The organism is Glutamicibacter sp. (assembly GCF_035257265.1).
Taxonomy (GTDB): domain Bacteria; phylum Actinomycetota; class Actinomycetes; order Actinomycetales; family Micrococcaceae; genus Glutamicibacter.
In genome coordinates this window covers 1-15,168 of sequence record NZ_DATEXC010000053.1, presented here as the reverse complement: position 1 = coordinate 15,168, position 15,168 = coordinate 1, and the positions used below count along the sequence as shown (strand labels likewise).

Here is a 15,168-nt window from a genome sequence, read left to right as displayed (position 1 = left end):
AAATCGGTGAGGCCAAGACAATGCACTATCGAATTCTAACTTTCGGCACCTCGTGTGGTGCCTTCGGGACGAGAATCCTCGGCGTCCAATGATTTCTTATGGTCTTCTGGTTTGACCTTCGCCTCGATATCCTTCTTGGCATCATCAACGGCATGCGAGTTATCTCTATCCGTCCAGACCTTGACCACTGCCCAAGCTGCTGCCGTCAGCGGCACCGATAGTACGGCGCCGATAATGCCCGCCAGCACGGTGCCGGCCGCCAAAGCGATCAAGACTACGAGAGCATGTAAGTTCAGCGCGTTGGCCATGACCACCGGTTGAAGGAAGTTGCCTTCCAGCTGGTTGACGATGATTACCGCTGCCAGCACGATCAATGCGACGACTGGACCGTTAGTTACCAAGGCGATCAGCGTAGCCAGAATGCCTGCCACGGTGGCACCTACCATCGGAATGAACGAACCGAGGAAGACAATAACCGCCAGCGGCAGAGCCAATGGAACTTGCAGGATCAACAACGTCGCTGCGATACCAAGGGTATCTACGGCGGCGACTGTTGCGGTGCCGCGGATATATCCGCCGAAGGTGCGTAGAGCACGGTCTCCGGAAAGGATCCACTTGTTGCGGTAGTGCTTTGGCGTCCAGGAGACGGCAAAAGCCCAGATCCGGTCGCCGTCCTTCAGGAAGAAGAACAGGATCACCAGCAGTAAGACCAGACCAGTCACGAAGCTACCGGCTGCACTGAGCGTGTTAAGCGCGCCAGTTCCGAACTGCGAACTTGTCAGGAACGAGGTGACTGAATTTACGACACTATCGATCTGCGTCTGATCGATGGATAGTGGCATGTTGCCAATAAAACCTTGGACCATGTCGTTGAGCTGGTTAAAGCCCTCGACGGCCTGATCAACAAGCTTGGGCCATTCTTTGATGACCGAGAAGACTAAGCCGGTACCAATTCCGCCCAGTACCAGTAACGAACCGAGGAAGACAATCCATGCGGAAAGCAAGGGGGAGAAGACCTTGCGCAGTTTCAGTACCAGTGGCCACAACGCGCAAGAAATAATCACCGCGAGCAGGGTCGGGATAACGATCACCGTGAGGCGCAACATTCCAATAATAAAGAACGCCGCTAAGGTTCCGACGATTAGCAGCTGTGCGCTGCGAATACCCAGACGGCCGAGCATATCCGTCCATAGCGCGGGCACTGTGAAGTTGGGCTTAGCCACTTCTGACTCGCTGAGAAGTTCACCTACCGGAGGTTCGGGGGGTGCTGACGGAGCGGCTTTTGGCTGACGCTGCGGCAACTTAAGTTTACGGAGAAAATCCATGGGTACTCCTTGTAACTGACACTAACTAGCTCCAACAATAGGCTAACGAGTAGATTAGCAACCAGCACAACGCCGAGAGAAGCTAATTTCAGCTCTGGCTTTTGTGTTTACAATCCTCCTAAGCAGAAAAATGGGGTGTTTGTCCACGAAGACGTGGACAAACACCCCGGGAGAGCTAGTTCGAGCCAGTGGGGAATTAGTTCCCGAAATACTCCTCGGCAAGCAAGCTCATCAGAATGCGGTCATGGAATGCTCCATCGTGGAATCCTGCCTGGCGGTGGCGGCCTTCCTCGCGGAAACCAGCACGCGAGAACGTGCGCAATGCGCGTTCGTTGTATGCCCAGATGCCTAAACCTATTCGGTTCAGTCCCATTTCACGGAAGCCAAAGTCGACAATCATTTTCGTTGCGACGGTGCCGTATCCCTGACCGACATTTGAACCGCCAATCATCAGCATGAGTTCAGCCGAACGTACCGGAGCATTGAAGTTATAAAGCGCCGTATGTCCAATCAGGGTGTCATCTGGCAGGGTCACGGACAGACCCACGCCATCTTTGGTTCCACGGTTCAGGCTCCAGCTTTTAAAAAGACTGGCTGCTTCAATTCCGGGATGTGGCAGCACGATATTTCCTTGCAGTGCCATGAATTCTGGACTGTTCCACCACTGGGTCAGGATTGGTAGGTCATCGTCCTGTAGCTCGCGGAGCCTAATTGTGTCCGAGATCAGTAGATTGATGCCATAATCTTGGGCATTTTCTGTATTCCAATTGTCGCTTCCCATGACCCTAATCTAGTCGCTTTGAACTTGATTGGGGTGATTTGGCTCATGGTGAGCAGTCGATGCGGTGCGGGGTCTAAGCATTAACTTCCCTGATTATGCGGGGGAGTAAGCGGCAATTCGCGGGGCGCTGGTGCCTCAAGGTTTTCGCTAATAGCGCGAATTGGTGATTCGGCGTTGCCAAAACAAATCAACGAGAAACGCGGAAAGCGCACCGACGAGGTAAGCCACTAGATCAGTTGCCGCAAAGCCGGTCCCAAGAACCAGCCGTGCCGGTGGGAACAAGTGGCCCGCGGTGCTGGGGAAAGCGGTTAATTGCAATAGTTCCACCGCTACGCACCATCCCAGTGCCCATAATCCCACGGTAACTCGTGCGCTGGTGGGGACCAGGAAGGCCACTAAAACATAAATTAAACTCGCGTAGAGAATTCCCCCGGATAGATCCGAAATCAGGCCCCAGGGCTGAAAGCGCAGAAATAAACCAATGGGGATCAGCGCCACTGCACTGATCCCCATTGCGAGCCGACGCCGGTTGGGACTAGCCAAAGAACGCATTCGGGAATCGCATGACAATTGAGGCTGCAACGAGGACCCAGAGGATTGCAGTGATAATCCAGCTCCATTCGGTGACGAACTTTTTCAGCCCTGCCGAACCTGGGATGATGCCTCGGACAATGTTGTGTGAGGTGGTGAAGACGAAGAGGGGGATCATGACCGCCCAAACCACCATGCAGTAAGGGCACAGAGCGTTAATCTCATAAAGCGCCTGGGACCAGAGCCAAATTATGAATACCATGGCGATGGTTACACCGGTTTGGATGCCAATCCAGAACCAACGCTGGAACTTGGCGCCTGCGAGCAAGGCCATCCCAATGGTAATCAGCACGCCAAAGAGCACTATTCCGAGAAATGGGTTGGGAAAACCCAGGAGCGCCGCTTGGCTGGACTTCATCACCGTGCCACAGGAGACCCATGGGTTGAAATCACAGCTGGTGACGTAATCGGGATTCTTGTAGAGCTCAAGGCGTTCTAAAACCAAAATGCCGGAAGCGATCCATGCGATCGTTCCTGTGACTACAGCGAATACTCCATAGCCGCGCTCTTTTGCCCACCAGGGCAACACGCCCGAGTTCTGCGGACTCTCAAGTGATGAAACCATATCTTGACTATTCCATATGTTCAGTCGAATGCGGGTCAACGCGCAACTTGCATAGCTCATACTATGGAGCTTTTCTGTGCAATATATATGTGTTTGTGAACTTGTAATGAACTAAATATGAGAGAATAGAAATGGTTGTTCGCGGATCCACAGTCTGCTTTCAACCCGACGACAGACTTTTGAAACAACAGATCGTCTTGCGATGCATCGCTTCGGTTGAGTGCCCATTACGTGCGCCTCCCGAGGGAATACCGCGGATCGTAGGGCTGCAAAGGAAAGCAGCCGGTTTTCAATGGCCACGTTGAGCCGCAGCAAGTGCATGCCGGATCAGTAAAATGAATCGGCTTGAAACAAGCTGCGGAACACACAAGGACTTTTGTGTCTGGCCGACTCTCCGAGAATGGCCGTAAGACACGTGACGAATGTTGTTTCAGCCTAGGCACCGTCTGTGGAGGTCGCCGAAGCGGGAATTTAAACTAGGAGTACGCGAATTTAAATGAGCGCATCAAATCAGCGAAAGGGAGGGGCGCAGTCAAATAAGCGAGGCAATCGTTCGCGAGCCCGCCGTACCACTGTAGCCACCACCCCCTCACGTCCACTGCGACGTGCACTAACTTTGGCCGAACTTAATGCCGCAGCCGGCGTAGAGGAAAGCCCGTTCCGTTGGCGCGCCACGCGCCGCACACAGGTCTCCACCCCTGACTCGGTCAAACGCCTGAGCCGCCAAGCAGAACGTCGCCAGCAAGTGGCTCGTGACGCGGTCGAGCAAGCAGCCGCAGCATCCGACGAGAAGTTAGTCCCGCAGGAGACTCCGGTCGAAATCGAAGTTGAGCAGGCTCCGGAAGAAACCGGCCCGAAGCTCGCAGCGGCAGTCACCGAACCAATCAAGGGTTCCGAGGCCAACGAAGTTTCGCCTGATGATCACACCGGTGCCTTGCTTGCAGAGCACGGCAGCACCATGATCATGAACCCGTTCGCAATTCCAGAGGCAGCCCACACCGTAGTGCAGCATGCGGTGGCTAAGACCGCTAACCCGGTGAAGGCACGAACCCCACGCCAGCAGCACAGCGAAGAGACCGAAGACGACGATGTCACTTCGCGTCGCCGTCGCCGTCGCCGCCGGGGAGATGTTGATCTTGAGGTTGAGGGTGGTTCGCAGGATGATCCACCAAATACTGTGACCCGTGTCCGTGCCCCGCGCGCCAGCGTTGAGTCGCAGCTTCCAGCATCGGACCGGGTGACCTCGGTGCGTGGTTCCACCCGTCTGGAAGCAAAACGTCAGCGTCGCCGCGAATCACGTGAGACCGGTCGTCGCCGTCAGGTGATTACCGAAGCCGAGTTCTTGGCTCGTCGTGAATCGGTAGAGCGCAAGATGATTGTGCGACAGCGCGAAGATCGTATTCAGATCGGTGTGATGGAAGACGGAGTGCTTGCCGAGCATTTTGTCTCCAAGACCCAGCAGGATTCATTGATCGGCAACGTTTACCTGGGCAAGGTTCAGAATGTGCTGCCTTCTATGGAAGCTGCATTCGTGGATATTGGCCGCGGCCGTAACGCCGTACTTTATGCCGGTGAAGTGAACTGGGATGTGGCAGCACTCGAAGGCCAGCCACGGCGCATTGAAAATGCGTTGAAGGCCGGAGACTCGGTGCTGGTGCAGGTCACCAAAGATCCCGTGGGTCACAAGGGTGCACGTCTGACCAGTCAGGTGTCCCTGCCTGGCCGTTACCTGGTTTATGTGCCAGGTGGTTCAATGACCGGTATCTCCCGCAAGCTCCCAGACGTGGAACGTCAGCGTCTGAAGAAGATCCTGAAGGATCACCTGCCGGAAAACGCTGGCGTCATCGTACGTACCGCAGCCGAGGGTGCATCCGAAGAGGAGCTGACCAACGACATCAACCGCCTGCGAGCTCAGTGGGAAGGTATCGAAGCGCAGTCTTCCTCGACCAAGACTCTAGCTCCAGAGCTTCTGTACTCCGAGCCTGACCTCACCATCAAGGTGGTTCGTGATGTTTTCAACGAAGACTTCACGAAGCTGATAGTTTCCGGCGAACAAGCTTGGGACACTATCGAGGCTTACGTCATGTACGTGGCACCGGATCTGATGAGCCGCTTGGAGAAGTGGGAACAGGCTGAAGATATCTTCAACAATTTCCGCATTGACGAACAAATCAACAAGGCGTTGGATCGCAAGGTCTTCTTGCCATCGGGCGGTTCGTTGGTTATTGATCGTACCGAGGCCATGACAGTTATTGACGTGAATACTGGCAAGTTCACTGGCTCCGGCGGAAACCTGGAAGAAACCGTCACCAAGAATAACTTGGAGGCGGCCGAAGAAGTCGTCCGCCAGCTGCGCTTGCGTGACATTGGTGGCATTATCGTCATCGACTTCATCGACATGGTTTTGGAAGCCAACCGCGATCTGGTGTTGCGCCGTTTGGTCGAGTGCCTCGGCCGTGACCGCACTAAGCATCAGGTAGCTGAGGTGACCAGCCTAGGACTGGTACAGATGACGCGTAAGCGCATGGGTACAGGTCTGCTGGAGGTCTTCGGTGAAGAATGCGAAGCATGTGCCGGTAGCGGCTTCATTACTCATGAAGAGCCAGTAGAGCACCGCAAATCCTTCAACTCTTCCGGTGAAGCTCACGCAAAGAAGTTCCCGGAGAAGTCTTCGTCTCAGCGTCCAGAGCGTCGTCGCCGTCGTGGCAACGAACGTGAAGATGTGAAGCCGGCAGAGCAGAGCACCGAGCATCATGAATCTGAGTCTGGTGAGAAGAACGAAGCTACTCGGCACGCGTTAGCCAATATTGCCGCGGCTTCGCACCTAGAGCAGCCTGTCGAAGCTGGTTTGAAGTTTGGCGGAGCGAACGTCCCGGTTACTAAGGGTGAAGCCGCACAGGCTTCCTCCGAGGAGAAGTCGGTAACTTTGGAGGCCTTGGAGGCCGCCCTTCCAGGCGGAGCTGAAGGGGAAGATCCGGAAGGCCTTGAAGCTGGACGCAAGCCACGTCGCCGTTCACGATCGCGTCCACGCGGCCGTGGCCACGCGGACCAAGGACATGGAACCGAACATGCTGAAGTTCAGGCTTCCGCTCCAGAAACTGAAACTGAAACCTCTGTCGTTCCGGTTGCCGAGAAGCAGCCAGAACCGAATACGCGCAAGCGTGGCTCACGCCGAGCTACTCGCGCGCAGAGTGAATCCGTAGCTGCGCCCAGCTCGTCCGGACAGCCAATGCTGACTGGGCTTGCAATGCCAGCCTCGCAGGGAGCGCAGGTAGCGCAAGCCACCTCAACCGCTCCAGCCGCCGCAGCAGCCGCTGCGGCCCCACAGAGTTCCACTAAACCAAAGCGACGCAGCCGTCGGGCCACCTCGGTCCAGGGCGATGCGCACGCAGAGGTTAGTGTGGCCGAGGTATCTGCTGCCACCGGTTCGGTGGTTCAGATGGATACCAGCAGTGCACGAAACGTAAAGCCAGCCGAGGCTGCCGGGAAACCGGTAATGCTTGGTGTTGGAGTTCCGGTTCGTGAACTGAAATAAGATGAACTTGATCACGCTTCACCCGCTGGGGCAGTTTCTATTTGCCCCGGTGGTGTTGACTAGCGTAATCTGGTTGATCGGTGCTAAACGCCAAGATCACGGATTTCTGATCCGCTCGGCGTCAAGGCACAAGCGCATGAGATCCCTGATTCAGGCATCTGATTTATCAGATGTTCGGGTTGATTTCTGCGCCGGTAAGACAATAAACGTCGAGTAGAAGCGAGTACCCACGTGGTGTACGCAATTGTCCGCGCAGGCGGCCACCAGGAAAAGGTCTCCGTTGGAGACCTCATCACCGTAGACCGTCTTCGGGCTACCCCAGGTAGCTCCATTGAGCTTCCAGCCTTGTTGTTGGTAGATGGCGAGAAGGTAACTTCCGCCGCTGCTGACCTGGCTAAGGTCAAGGTTTCCGCTGAGGTTGTAGAAAACCTCCGCGGCCAGAAGATTGTTATCCAGAAGTACAAGAACAAGACCGGTTACAAGAAGCGCCAGGGCTTCCGTGCCGCTCTGACCAAGGTCAAGGTCACCTCGATCGCCTAATTTGGGCTGATCGTAATAACCAATTTTTGTAGCGAAAGAGGCTAAAAGGCATGGCACATAAGAAAGGTGCGAGTTCCACTCGCAACGGTCGCGATTCCAACGCACAGTACCTAGGCGTAAAGCGCTTTGGTGGCCAGGATGTCAAGGCAGGCGAAATCATCGTCCGCCAGCGTGGCACCCACTTCCACCCAGGCGCCGGCGTAGGCCGTGGCAAGGATGACACCCTGTTCGCTCTGGCTGCTGGCGCAGTCGAGTTCGGCACCCGTCGTGGTCGTCGCGTAGTGAACATTGTGACTGCTGCCTAACTTTAGGCAACAGACAATTATTTCAGTGCACAAGGGGTGGGCCGATTTCGGTCCGCCCCTTGTGTGCGTATAGATAGACTTTAAGCGAGCATAAGCTCGCACCCCGTTATAGGAGAAGATGGCCCCGTGGCTGCATTCGTTGATCGCGTAACTCTAGATGTCACCGCAGGTAATGGTGGCCACGGTTGTGTGTCCATCAAGCGCGAGAAGTTCAAACCGCTCGGAGGACCAGACGGTGCAGCAGGCGGCAATGGTGGCAACGTCTTCTTGCGCGTTGACCCACAGGTCACCACCTTGCTGGACTTCCATCACCTGCCACACCGTAAGGCTCCCAATGGCGAGCCAGGTAAGGGCGATCTGCGCCCGGGCAAACAGGGTGAGGACTTGATCCTTGGCGTCCCAGCGGGCACCGTGGTGAAAACCAAGGATGGCGACATCATTGCCGACTTGGTCAAGGTCGGTGACGAATACCGCGCTGCCGTAGGCGGCCTGGGTGGTCTGGGCAACGCGGCTATCGCTTCGGATAAGCGTAAGGCTCCGGGCTTCGCCCTGCTTGGTACCCCAGGTACCAGTCAAGAAATTGTGCTGGAACTGAAATCAGTGGCGGATATTGCCCTGGTTGGCTTCCCTTCGGCCGGTAAGTCTTCGTTGATCGCCGCCGTATCGGCTGCCCGTCCGAAGATTGCTGACTACCCGTTCACCACCCTGGTGCCAAACCTCGGCGTAGTTATGGCCGGCGAAATTCGTTTCACCGTAGCCGATGTCCCTGGGCTGATCCCCGGTGCGTCCGAAGGCAAGGGATTGGGTCACGAATTCCTTCGCCACGTTGAACGCTGTGCCGCTATTGTGCACGTGCTTGACTGCGGCTCCCTAGAGTCGGATCGCGATCCTATTGGCGATTTGGAAACCATCGAAGCCGAATTGGCGGCCTACGAAGCCGACTCGACTTTCGCCGGTACCGACGGCAATATTATTCCCCTGACCGAACGTCCAAAACTTGTTGCGCTCAACAAAGTAGACATGCCAGACGGTGCCGACATGGCCGAGTTTGTGCGCCCAGAGCTCGAAAAACGTGGCTACCGCGTCTTTGAAATCTCGGCATTGGCACGTAATGGATTACGTGATTTGACCTTCGCCATGGCTGAATTGGTAGAGAAGGCACGCTCCGAGCGTGTCGAAGAAACCCCGGTTGTGGAAGTTCCGATGCTGCGTCAACGCACCGGAAAGAAGACCGAATTTGTTATTCGCCGTGAAGAGGTGAGCAACGAACCGCTCTGGCGTGTCATTGGTGAAAAGCCTGAACGCTGGATCGTGCAGACCGATTTCCGTAATGACGAAGCAGTCGGCTACCTGGCAGACCGCCTAGCAAAGCTGGGTGTTGAAAACCAGTTGTTTAGGGCCGGTGCAAAGCCTGGCGACGCCGTCGTGATTGGCTCCGAAGAAAACTCGGTGGTCTTCGACTGGGAGCCAACCATGGCTGCCGGTGCAGAATTGCTCGGCTCACGCCGTGGCGAAGACATCCGTCTAGAAGACCGAAACCGTAAGACTCGTGAACAGAAGCGCGCAGAGCATGAAGATCGTCGTGCCGCTAAAGCGGAGGCGCGTGCGGAACTTGAAGCTGAACGTCGCGCTGGCATCTGGACCGAGTCTGTACATGCTAAGAACGCTGAACGCGCTGCGAAGAATCGAGCAGCAGAAAAGGAAGACTAAGTATGAATGTGCGAGCAACCAAGACATTATCTTCAATTTCCTCACTTCGAGATCTACCTCAAGCACGAAGACTAGTAGTCAAGGTGGGATCCAGCTCGCTGACAACCGTCAGCGGGGGAATCTCCCATGAGCGGCTGAAGTTTCTGGCCGACACTCTCGCACAAACCGTGCACGACGACACTCAAATCGTTTTAGTCTCCTCCGGCGCTATCGCCGCAGGACTGTCGCCGCTGGGATTGGACAAGCGTCCTAAAGACCTTGCCACCCAGCAGGCGGCAGCAGCCGTTGGCCAGGGGTTACTGCTCGCGCAGTACACCCAAGAATTTGCCAAATATAACCTGAACGTCGGGCAGGTCTTGCTGACCGCCGATGATTTGATGCACCGCACCACCTACACCAACGCACTGCGTTCGCTGACCCGCTTGCTGAATCTGGGCGTCTTGCCGATCGTCAACGAAAATGACGCCGTAGCCACCCGGGAAATCCGTTTTGGTGACAATGATCGTTTGGCCGCCCTGGTAGCCCACCTGATCAAGGCCGATGCGTTGCTGCTATTTTCAGATGTTGACTCGGTTTATGACGCACATCCAAAGGACGGCGGAAGCCGTATCTCGCATGTGGGTCACCCCGATGAACTCGACACGGTGGATCTGGGCACCCCAGGTTCTGCGGGTGTGGGTACCGGCGGAATGATCACCAAGGTTGATGCCGCGACCATGAGCTCCTCGGCCGGTATTCCTACCTTGGTCACGAGCACCGATAACGCTGCTCGTGCGTTGGCCGGCGAAGACGTGGGAACCTGGTTTGCGGCTCGCAACACGCGCCGTTCGGCCCGTGACGTATGGCTTGCTCACCTGGCATCCGCCGAAGGCCGACTTATCTTGGATGCCGGCGCGGTCCGCGCTGTCGCCGATGGAACGAACTCATTACTTGCCGCAGGCATCACCGCAATTCGCGGAGAGTTCGAAGCCGGAGACGCAGTAGAGATCTGTGATGCCGAAGGCACCATTATTGGCCGAGGCTTAGTAAATTATTCTTCTGAAGAACTTCCAGACATGCTGGGACGTACCACTAGTGAGATCGCCGAATCGCTTGGCGAAGGTTACGAAAAGGCCGTAGTGCATATCGATGATCTGGCTTTGATGGAAGTGGGTCAATAGAATGGAAGACATGAGTCTAGATTCAGCCGATACCAAGACCGAATCCACCACCGACGTTGCCACGTCGGTCAACCAGCTGGCAGATCGAGCCCGGCGGGCCTCGCGAACTCTTGCGCGAGCAAACCGTGATTGGAAAGATAAGGCGCTGCGCGCCATCGCTGACACCATCGATGCTCACCGTCAGCAAATTATGGCTGCAAACGCCAAAGACCTAGAAAACGGTCGGGAGCGCGGCACGAGCGCTGCGATGCTTGACCGACTCAAGCTTGATGACCAGCGTATTGACGGACTGATCTCGGCCCTTGAAGAACTTATTGGCCTACCCGATCCGGTTGGTCGTGTAGTGCGTGGAGAGACCCTCCCTAACGGCTTGCGGATGCGTCAGATCAACGTTCCAATGGGCGTTATTGGCACCATTTACGAGGCGCGTCCCAACGTGACCGTAGATATCGCAGGGTTGTCACTCAAGAGTGGCAACGCGGTATTGCTACGTGGTGGCTCCGCCGCGTTGAACTCAAATCTCGCATTGGTCAGCTACATCCGTAACGCCTTGGAATCCGTCTCCTTGCCACGAGATCTGGTGATCTCCGTGGATGAATACGGACGCGAAGGTGCCGACGCGATGATGGCAGCACGTGGCCGAATCGATGTGCTGATCCCACGTGGTGGCCGGGAATTGATCCAGCGTGTAGTGACCACGGCCAAGGTCCCAGTGATCGAAACCGGCGAAGGCAATGTGCACATTTTCATGAGCGCAAGCGCCGATGAAGAAATGGCTACCGACATCCTGCTCAACGCGAAGACTCACCGTCCCAGTGTGTGCAATACGGTAGAAACCCTGCTTATCGCTAAAGATGCTCCGGCTGCACCGGCGGTATTGAGAGCACTGGCTGAGGCTGGCGTGACGCTGCATACCGACGCACGGGTTGCCTCCTTGGTGCCAGGAATTGAGACTATTGCTGCCGGGGAAGATGACTGGCGTAATGAGTACTTAGACTTGGATATCGCGGTCAAGCTCGTGGACACGATGGATGAGGCGCTGGAACATATCCGCGAATACTCCACCGGGCATACCGAAGCGATCATTACTTCGTCACTGGCTGAGTCCGAGAGATTTATTGCGGAGATTGAATCTGCCGCAGTAATTGTAAATGCTTCGACTCGATTCACCGACGGTGGACAGCTGGGCTTAGGCGCCGAAGTAGGTATCTCCACACAAAAGATGCACGCCCGCGGTCCTATGGGTTTGTCCGAACTGACGACAACTAAATGGATCGTTCAGGGCGACGGGCATATTCGTAAATAGTTTATGTTCTGTGTTTTCGGTAGGATGTAGAAGAATCGTACCGTTACTTTTCGGACCAGTGTTTGTCGTACAGATACGGTCTCGTTAAAACGTTTGGAGAAATAAGTTGAACGCGTTGATTATGGCTTCTGAAGCCGCATCCACCGGCATGGACCCGCACACCATGGCAATCATCATTGGTGGTGGCATCTTCGTTACGCTGATGGTGTTGTTGCTGGTCGCCGTTTCCTACACCAACGTGGGCATGCGTCACGCGGATCACGCTGAGGGTGAAGATGTTCACCGTCAGTTCAAGGTTCACGGCGACAAGCACTAGCTTTGGCTGATCCAAAAGACAAGAACCGCCCATTGCGCCTCGGCGTGATGGGCGGTACTTTTGATCCCATCCATAATGGTCACTTGGTAGCAGCCAGCGAGGTTGCCTCTGAATATGATCTGGATGAAGTGGTGTTCGTTCCTACTGGACAACCTTGGCAGAAGTCCACACGAGATGTCTCTGCCGCCGAGCATCGTTACTTGATGACGGTCATTGCGACGGCCTCGAACCCGGGTTTCACGGTGAGCCGAGTGGACATCGACCGCGAAGGCGCAACGTATACGCACGACACCTTGCTCGATCTTCGTGCCGAACGTCCTGAAGCGGAGCTGTTCTTTATCACCGGTGCCGATGCGTTGAGTCGTATCGCCAGTTGGAAAGACATAGATCAAGTCTGGGACTTGGCGCATTTTGTCGGTGTGAGCAGACCAGGGCACGTGCTTCCGGAACTTCACCAAGAGAACGTTTCATTATTAGAAATCCCAGCTTTGGCGATTTCCTCCACAGATTGTCGCGGTCGAGTAGGCCAAGGCAAGCCTGTCTGGTACCTGGTTCCGGACGGTGTGGTGCAGTACATTGCAAAATATGGGCTCTATACCGAGTCGTAACCTCACATTGATACCTCTAACACGGCATAATCTCTAGGTAAGGGTGACGGTATTTTGTCTACGCGGTCGGGAGAAGAACAGGATGAGCGATAACACGCAGCCGGCTTCAAGCCGGCGAGCTTTGCGTGAAAAGCGGCGCGCTGAAATGGAAGCCATGCTGGCCAGTAGTAAGGCCGAGCAGGAAGCCAAGAAGCTAGCCGATCAGCAGGCAACTGAAAAGAAGGATGTTAAGCCTTCGGCAGGTGCCAGCCCAGCTGACCCGAAAACTGCCGCTCCATCTGCTTCAAAGCCTCCGGCGAAACCAGAGGCAAAGACACCTCCAGCGAAAGCGCCAGCGAAACCTGCCCCGGTAAAAGCTCCGGTTGGGAAAAGCTCATCCGGCGTACCGGACAAGTTAGCCGACGAAGCAAAGAAGCCAGCAGGTAAGCCTGTCATTGCTCCAAAGGCCGGTTCTGCACCCAAGCAGGCAACCGAATCTAAGTCTGCTCCTTCAGCTCCCAAGCCAGTTGCAAAGTCGGCTGACAACGTCGTGAAGCCTGCCTCTGCACCAAAAACTGAGTCTGCTGCAAAGCCTGACGAATCATCAGATAAGCCGATGGGGGAGCGCGCATCGCTGCGTCGTGCCCGTGATCGCGAAGCACTACGCGAACGCCGTCGCCTTGAAGAAGAAGTCGGTGCGCTCACCACGAACGTACCCACAGTGGAACCAGCTGAAGAGCCAAAACCATTAACCCGACGTCAGCTTCGCTTGCAGTCGCTGGCGGACCAAAATCCTGACTCGGCGAATCAGAAGCCCAAGGGCGCTAAGCCGGCTTCGAAACCGAAGTCAACCGACGATTCACCGGAAACCACCGTGATGAGTGTCGAAGAAGCCTTAGCCGCTCGACGCTCCCACGATCCCAAGACTCCAGTTGATCCGAATCTTTTGAACGAAGATGATGGTGAGATTGATCTCGAAGTACTAGCTCATCAGCGGGAAATGGCAGCTCGTGCTGCAATCATTTCTCGTCGTGCTGCAGAGCGTGAACGACTACGTATTGAGAACGCAAAGAAGGGTAAAGAGCAGCCGCTCTCCGATCCTTTTACCGGCGCCCTGGGCAATATTCGCGAAGTCGAAGACCGCATCGCGAAGACTGGCGTGCAAGGTCCTAAGACCGAAAGCGTCTCGCTGGATCTTGATTCCAGCGGGAAACTCTCTGACAAACTGAAGCATAATTCGCAGGCATCCAAAAAGCCAAGTGCCGGCAAGATGCCTCCAAAGCCTGCACCGAAAACTGTTAAGCCGGTGGTCAAGCCAACTTCAACGGTTTCACCAGCTAAACCAGCGCCGGCGCCGGCGAAGCCGCAAGCCGTACCCGCACCTAAGCCTGCGACTACCCAAGCGGTCAAGCCAGCGGCAAAGCCGCAAGTAAAAACCGATGGCTCAAGTGATCAATCGACTGCTCAAGCTTCGGCGCCGCAAGCGAATGTGGAAATGCCACGTATCGAAGCGGTTAATGCTCAAGGGCTGCAGCCACTGGATGCTCAAACTCATGGCGTCCGGCGTGCAAATAACATGCTGATTGCGATGATCGCTGCACTCAGCGTGGGCGGTGCCGCACTCATTGCGGGTATTGTTATGTTGATCAGTTCGCTGTCTTCGTAGGACAATTAAGTTCTCGATCTATACCTCTATAAGGAGACACCCCACTTCATGGGAGCACACGCAGACTCTATCGCCCTCGTTCAGGTGGCCGCGCAGGCCGCATCTGACAAGTTGGCAGAAGACATTGTGGCACTTGATGTCGCCGAACGTATGGGCGTAACTGACGCGTTCCTGATCGTCTCCGGTGGCTCTGAGCCACAGGTCAACGCAATCGCTGACGAGGTCCAGGCAATGGTCCTTGGAAAGTTTGACCTTCGTCCGGTACGCCGCGAAGGATTCGGCTTGGGCCGTTGGGTACTTCTGGACTACGGTGACGTAGTTGTCCACATTCAGCACCAGGAAGACCGTGTCTTCTACGCGCTGGACCGCCTGTGGTCGGACTGCCCGGTCATCGAAATCACTGCAGAAGCCAAATAGTCTTAAGTGAAAATGGGATTTGCTTCCTTGATTAGCGCTCACTTATGATTAGTAAGTTGCCTGATCAGGAAGCAATCCTTTTGGGGGTATGGCGCAGTTGGTAGCGCGTCTGCATGGCATGCAGAAGGTCAGGGGTTCGAATCCCCTTATCTCCACAAATGTGAAGAGTCGCGACATAGTTTACAGATGAGTTGCGACACGCTTTACAAATATTCATCAGAAAACCCCTGGCCAACGGCCAGGGGTTTTCTGTTTATCCGGCCAGTAGTTCCGTTCTTCGTTGATCACATGCCGACTGAGGATTTCTCCAGTTGCGACTTCGACGACGGTGACTTCTTCGGTGTCGATAATCATTACCACTTTC

General features: G+C 55.4%; 14 protein-coding genes and 1 tRNA gene. 11 read left to right on the top strand and 4 right to left on the bottom strand.

Annotation, left to right across the window (positions count from 1 at the left end):
• Window positions 1-35: 35 nt before the first annotated feature.
• From VJ369_RS14225 to VJ369_RS14210, 4 genes are all read right to left on the bottom strand, one after another.
• Complete coding sequence (locus tag VJ369_RS14225; RefSeq protein WP_324092726.1) at window positions 36-1,325, bottom strand: AI-2E family transporter; 1,290 nt, start codon at window positions 1,323-1,325, stop codon at window positions 36-38.
• 196 nt (window positions 1,326-1,521) lie between these two features.
• Window positions 1,522-2,106: a GNAT family protein gene (locus VJ369_RS14220; RefSeq protein WP_324092725.1), complete on the bottom strand. Its 585-nt coding sequence runs from the start codon at window positions 2,104-2,106 to the stop codon at window positions 1,522-1,524.
• 147 nt (window positions 2,107-2,253) lie between these two features.
• On the bottom strand, window positions 2,254-2,619 hold the full coding sequence (locus tag VJ369_RS14215; RefSeq protein WP_324092724.1) for a DUF2809 domain-containing protein: 366 nt from the start codon (window positions 2,617-2,619) through the stop codon (window positions 2,254-2,256).
• Between the two features lie 22 nt (window positions 2,620-2,641).
• Window positions 2,642-3,262, bottom strand: coding sequence for a vitamin K epoxide reductase family protein (locus VJ369_RS14210; protein WP_324092723.1), 621 nt, complete (start codon window positions 3,260-3,262; stop codon window positions 2,642-2,644).
• A 496-nt stretch (window positions 3,263-3,758) separates the two neighbouring features.
• Here VJ369_RS14210 and VJ369_RS14205 point away from each other — a divergent pair, with 496 nt between their 5' ends.
• The 11 genes from VJ369_RS14205 (at window position 3,759) to VJ369_RS14155 (ending at window position 14,959) form a co-directional block, all read left to right on the top strand.
• Entirely contained in the window at window positions 3,759-6,797 is a 3,039-nt protein-coding gene (locus tag VJ369_RS14205) for an Rne/Rng family ribonuclease (protein ID WP_324092722.1), read from the top strand.
• A gap of 231 nt (window positions 6,798-7,028) precedes the next feature.
• Window positions 7,029-7,337 (top strand): 50S ribosomal protein L21, encoded by a 309-nt coding sequence (gene rplU / locus VJ369_RS14200; protein ID WP_096254656.1) that lies wholly within the window; start codon window positions 7,029-7,031, stop codon window positions 7,335-7,337.
• Between the two features lie 50 nt (window positions 7,338-7,387).
• Window positions 7,388-7,642, top strand: a complete 255-nt coding sequence (gene rpmA / locus VJ369_RS14195; RefSeq protein WP_096254657.1) for a 50S ribosomal protein L27 — start codon at window positions 7,388-7,390, stop codon at window positions 7,640-7,642.
• A gap of 126 nt (window positions 7,643-7,768) precedes the next feature.
• Window positions 7,769-9,352, top strand: a complete 1,584-nt coding sequence (gene obgE / locus VJ369_RS14190) for a GTPase ObgE (protein ID WP_324092721.1) — start codon at window positions 7,769-7,771, stop codon at window positions 9,350-9,352.
• Between the two features lie 2 nt (window positions 9,353-9,354).
• On the top strand, window positions 9,355-10,512 hold the full coding sequence (proB, locus tag VJ369_RS14185) for a glutamate 5-kinase (RefSeq protein WP_105673904.1): 1,158 nt from the start codon (window positions 9,355-9,357) through the stop codon (window positions 10,510-10,512).
• Between the two features lie 10 nt (window positions 10,513-10,522).
• Window positions 10,523-11,818, top strand: coding sequence for a glutamate-5-semialdehyde dehydrogenase (locus VJ369_RS14180; RefSeq protein ID WP_324092720.1), 1,296 nt, complete (start codon window positions 10,523-10,525; stop codon window positions 11,816-11,818).
• Window positions 11,819-11,939: 121 nt separating this feature from the next.
• Complete coding sequence (locus VJ369_RS14175; RefSeq protein WP_324092719.1) at window positions 11,940-12,134, top strand: hypothetical protein; 195 nt, start codon at window positions 11,940-11,942, stop codon at window positions 12,132-12,134.
• 2 nt (window positions 12,135-12,136) lie between these two features.
• On the top strand, window positions 12,137-12,742 hold the full coding sequence (gene nadD / locus VJ369_RS14170; protein WP_105673910.1) for a nicotinate-nucleotide adenylyltransferase: 606 nt from the start codon (window positions 12,137-12,139) through the stop codon (window positions 12,740-12,742).
• A gap of 82 nt (window positions 12,743-12,824) precedes the next feature.
• Window positions 12,825-14,387, top strand: coding sequence for a hypothetical protein (locus VJ369_RS14165; protein ID WP_324092718.1), 1,563 nt, complete (start codon window positions 12,825-12,827; stop codon window positions 14,385-14,387).
• Window positions 14,388-14,435: 48 nt separating this feature from the next.
• The gene (gene rsfS / locus VJ369_RS14160; RefSeq protein ID WP_105673914.1) at window positions 14,436-14,804 is read left to right on the top strand and encodes a ribosome silencing factor; all 369 of its coding nucleotides are present in this window, start codon (window positions 14,436-14,438) and stop codon (window positions 14,802-14,804) included.
• 82 nt (window positions 14,805-14,886) lie between these two features.
• Window positions 14,887-14,959, top strand: a tRNA-Ala gene (locus VJ369_RS14155).
• Window positions 14,960-15,168 lie beyond the last annotated feature (209 nt).

What these genes read in the sequence shown, in the direction of transcription:
- VJ369_RS14225 (WP_324092726.1), bottom strand. Translation starts at nt 1,325, where the DNA reads ATGGATTTTCTCCGTAAACTTAAGTTGCCGCAGCGTCAGCCAAAAGCC.
- VJ369_RS14220 (WP_324092725.1), bottom strand. Translation starts at nt 2,106, where the DNA reads ATGGGAAGCGACAATTGGAATACAGAAAATGCCCAAGATTATGGCATC.
- VJ369_RS14215 (WP_324092724.1), bottom strand. Translation starts at nt 2,619, where the DNA reads ATGGGGATCAGTGCAGTGGCGCTGATCCCCATTGGTTTATTTCTGCGC.
- VJ369_RS14210 (WP_324092723.1), bottom strand. Translation starts at nt 3,262, where the DNA reads ATGGTTTCATCACTTGAGAGTCCGCAGAACTCGGGCGTGTTGCCCTGG.
- VJ369_RS14205 (WP_324092722.1), top strand. Translation starts at nt 3,759, where the DNA reads ATGAGCGCATCAAATCAGCGAAAGGGAGGGGCGCAGTCAAATAAGCGA.
- rpmA (WP_096254657.1), top strand. Translation starts at nt 7,388, where the DNA reads ATGGCACATAAGAAAGGTGCGAGTTCCACTCGCAACGGTCGCGATTCC.
- proB (WP_105673904.1), top strand. Translation starts at nt 9,355, where the DNA reads ATGAATGTGCGAGCAACCAAGACATTATCTTCAATTTCCTCACTTCGA.
- VJ369_RS14180 (WP_324092720.1), top strand. Translation starts at nt 10,523, where the DNA reads ATGAGTCTAGATTCAGCCGATACCAAGACCGAATCCACCACCGACGTT.
- VJ369_RS14175 (WP_324092719.1), top strand. Translation starts at nt 11,940, where the DNA reads ATGGCTTCTGAAGCCGCATCCACCGGCATGGACCCGCACACCATGGCA.
- VJ369_RS14165 (WP_324092718.1), top strand. Translation starts at nt 12,825, where the DNA reads ATGAGCGATAACACGCAGCCGGCTTCAAGCCGGCGAGCTTTGCGTGAA.
- rsfS (WP_105673914.1), top strand. Translation starts at nt 14,436, where the DNA reads ATGGGAGCACACGCAGACTCTATCGCCCTCGTTCAGGTGGCCGCGCAG.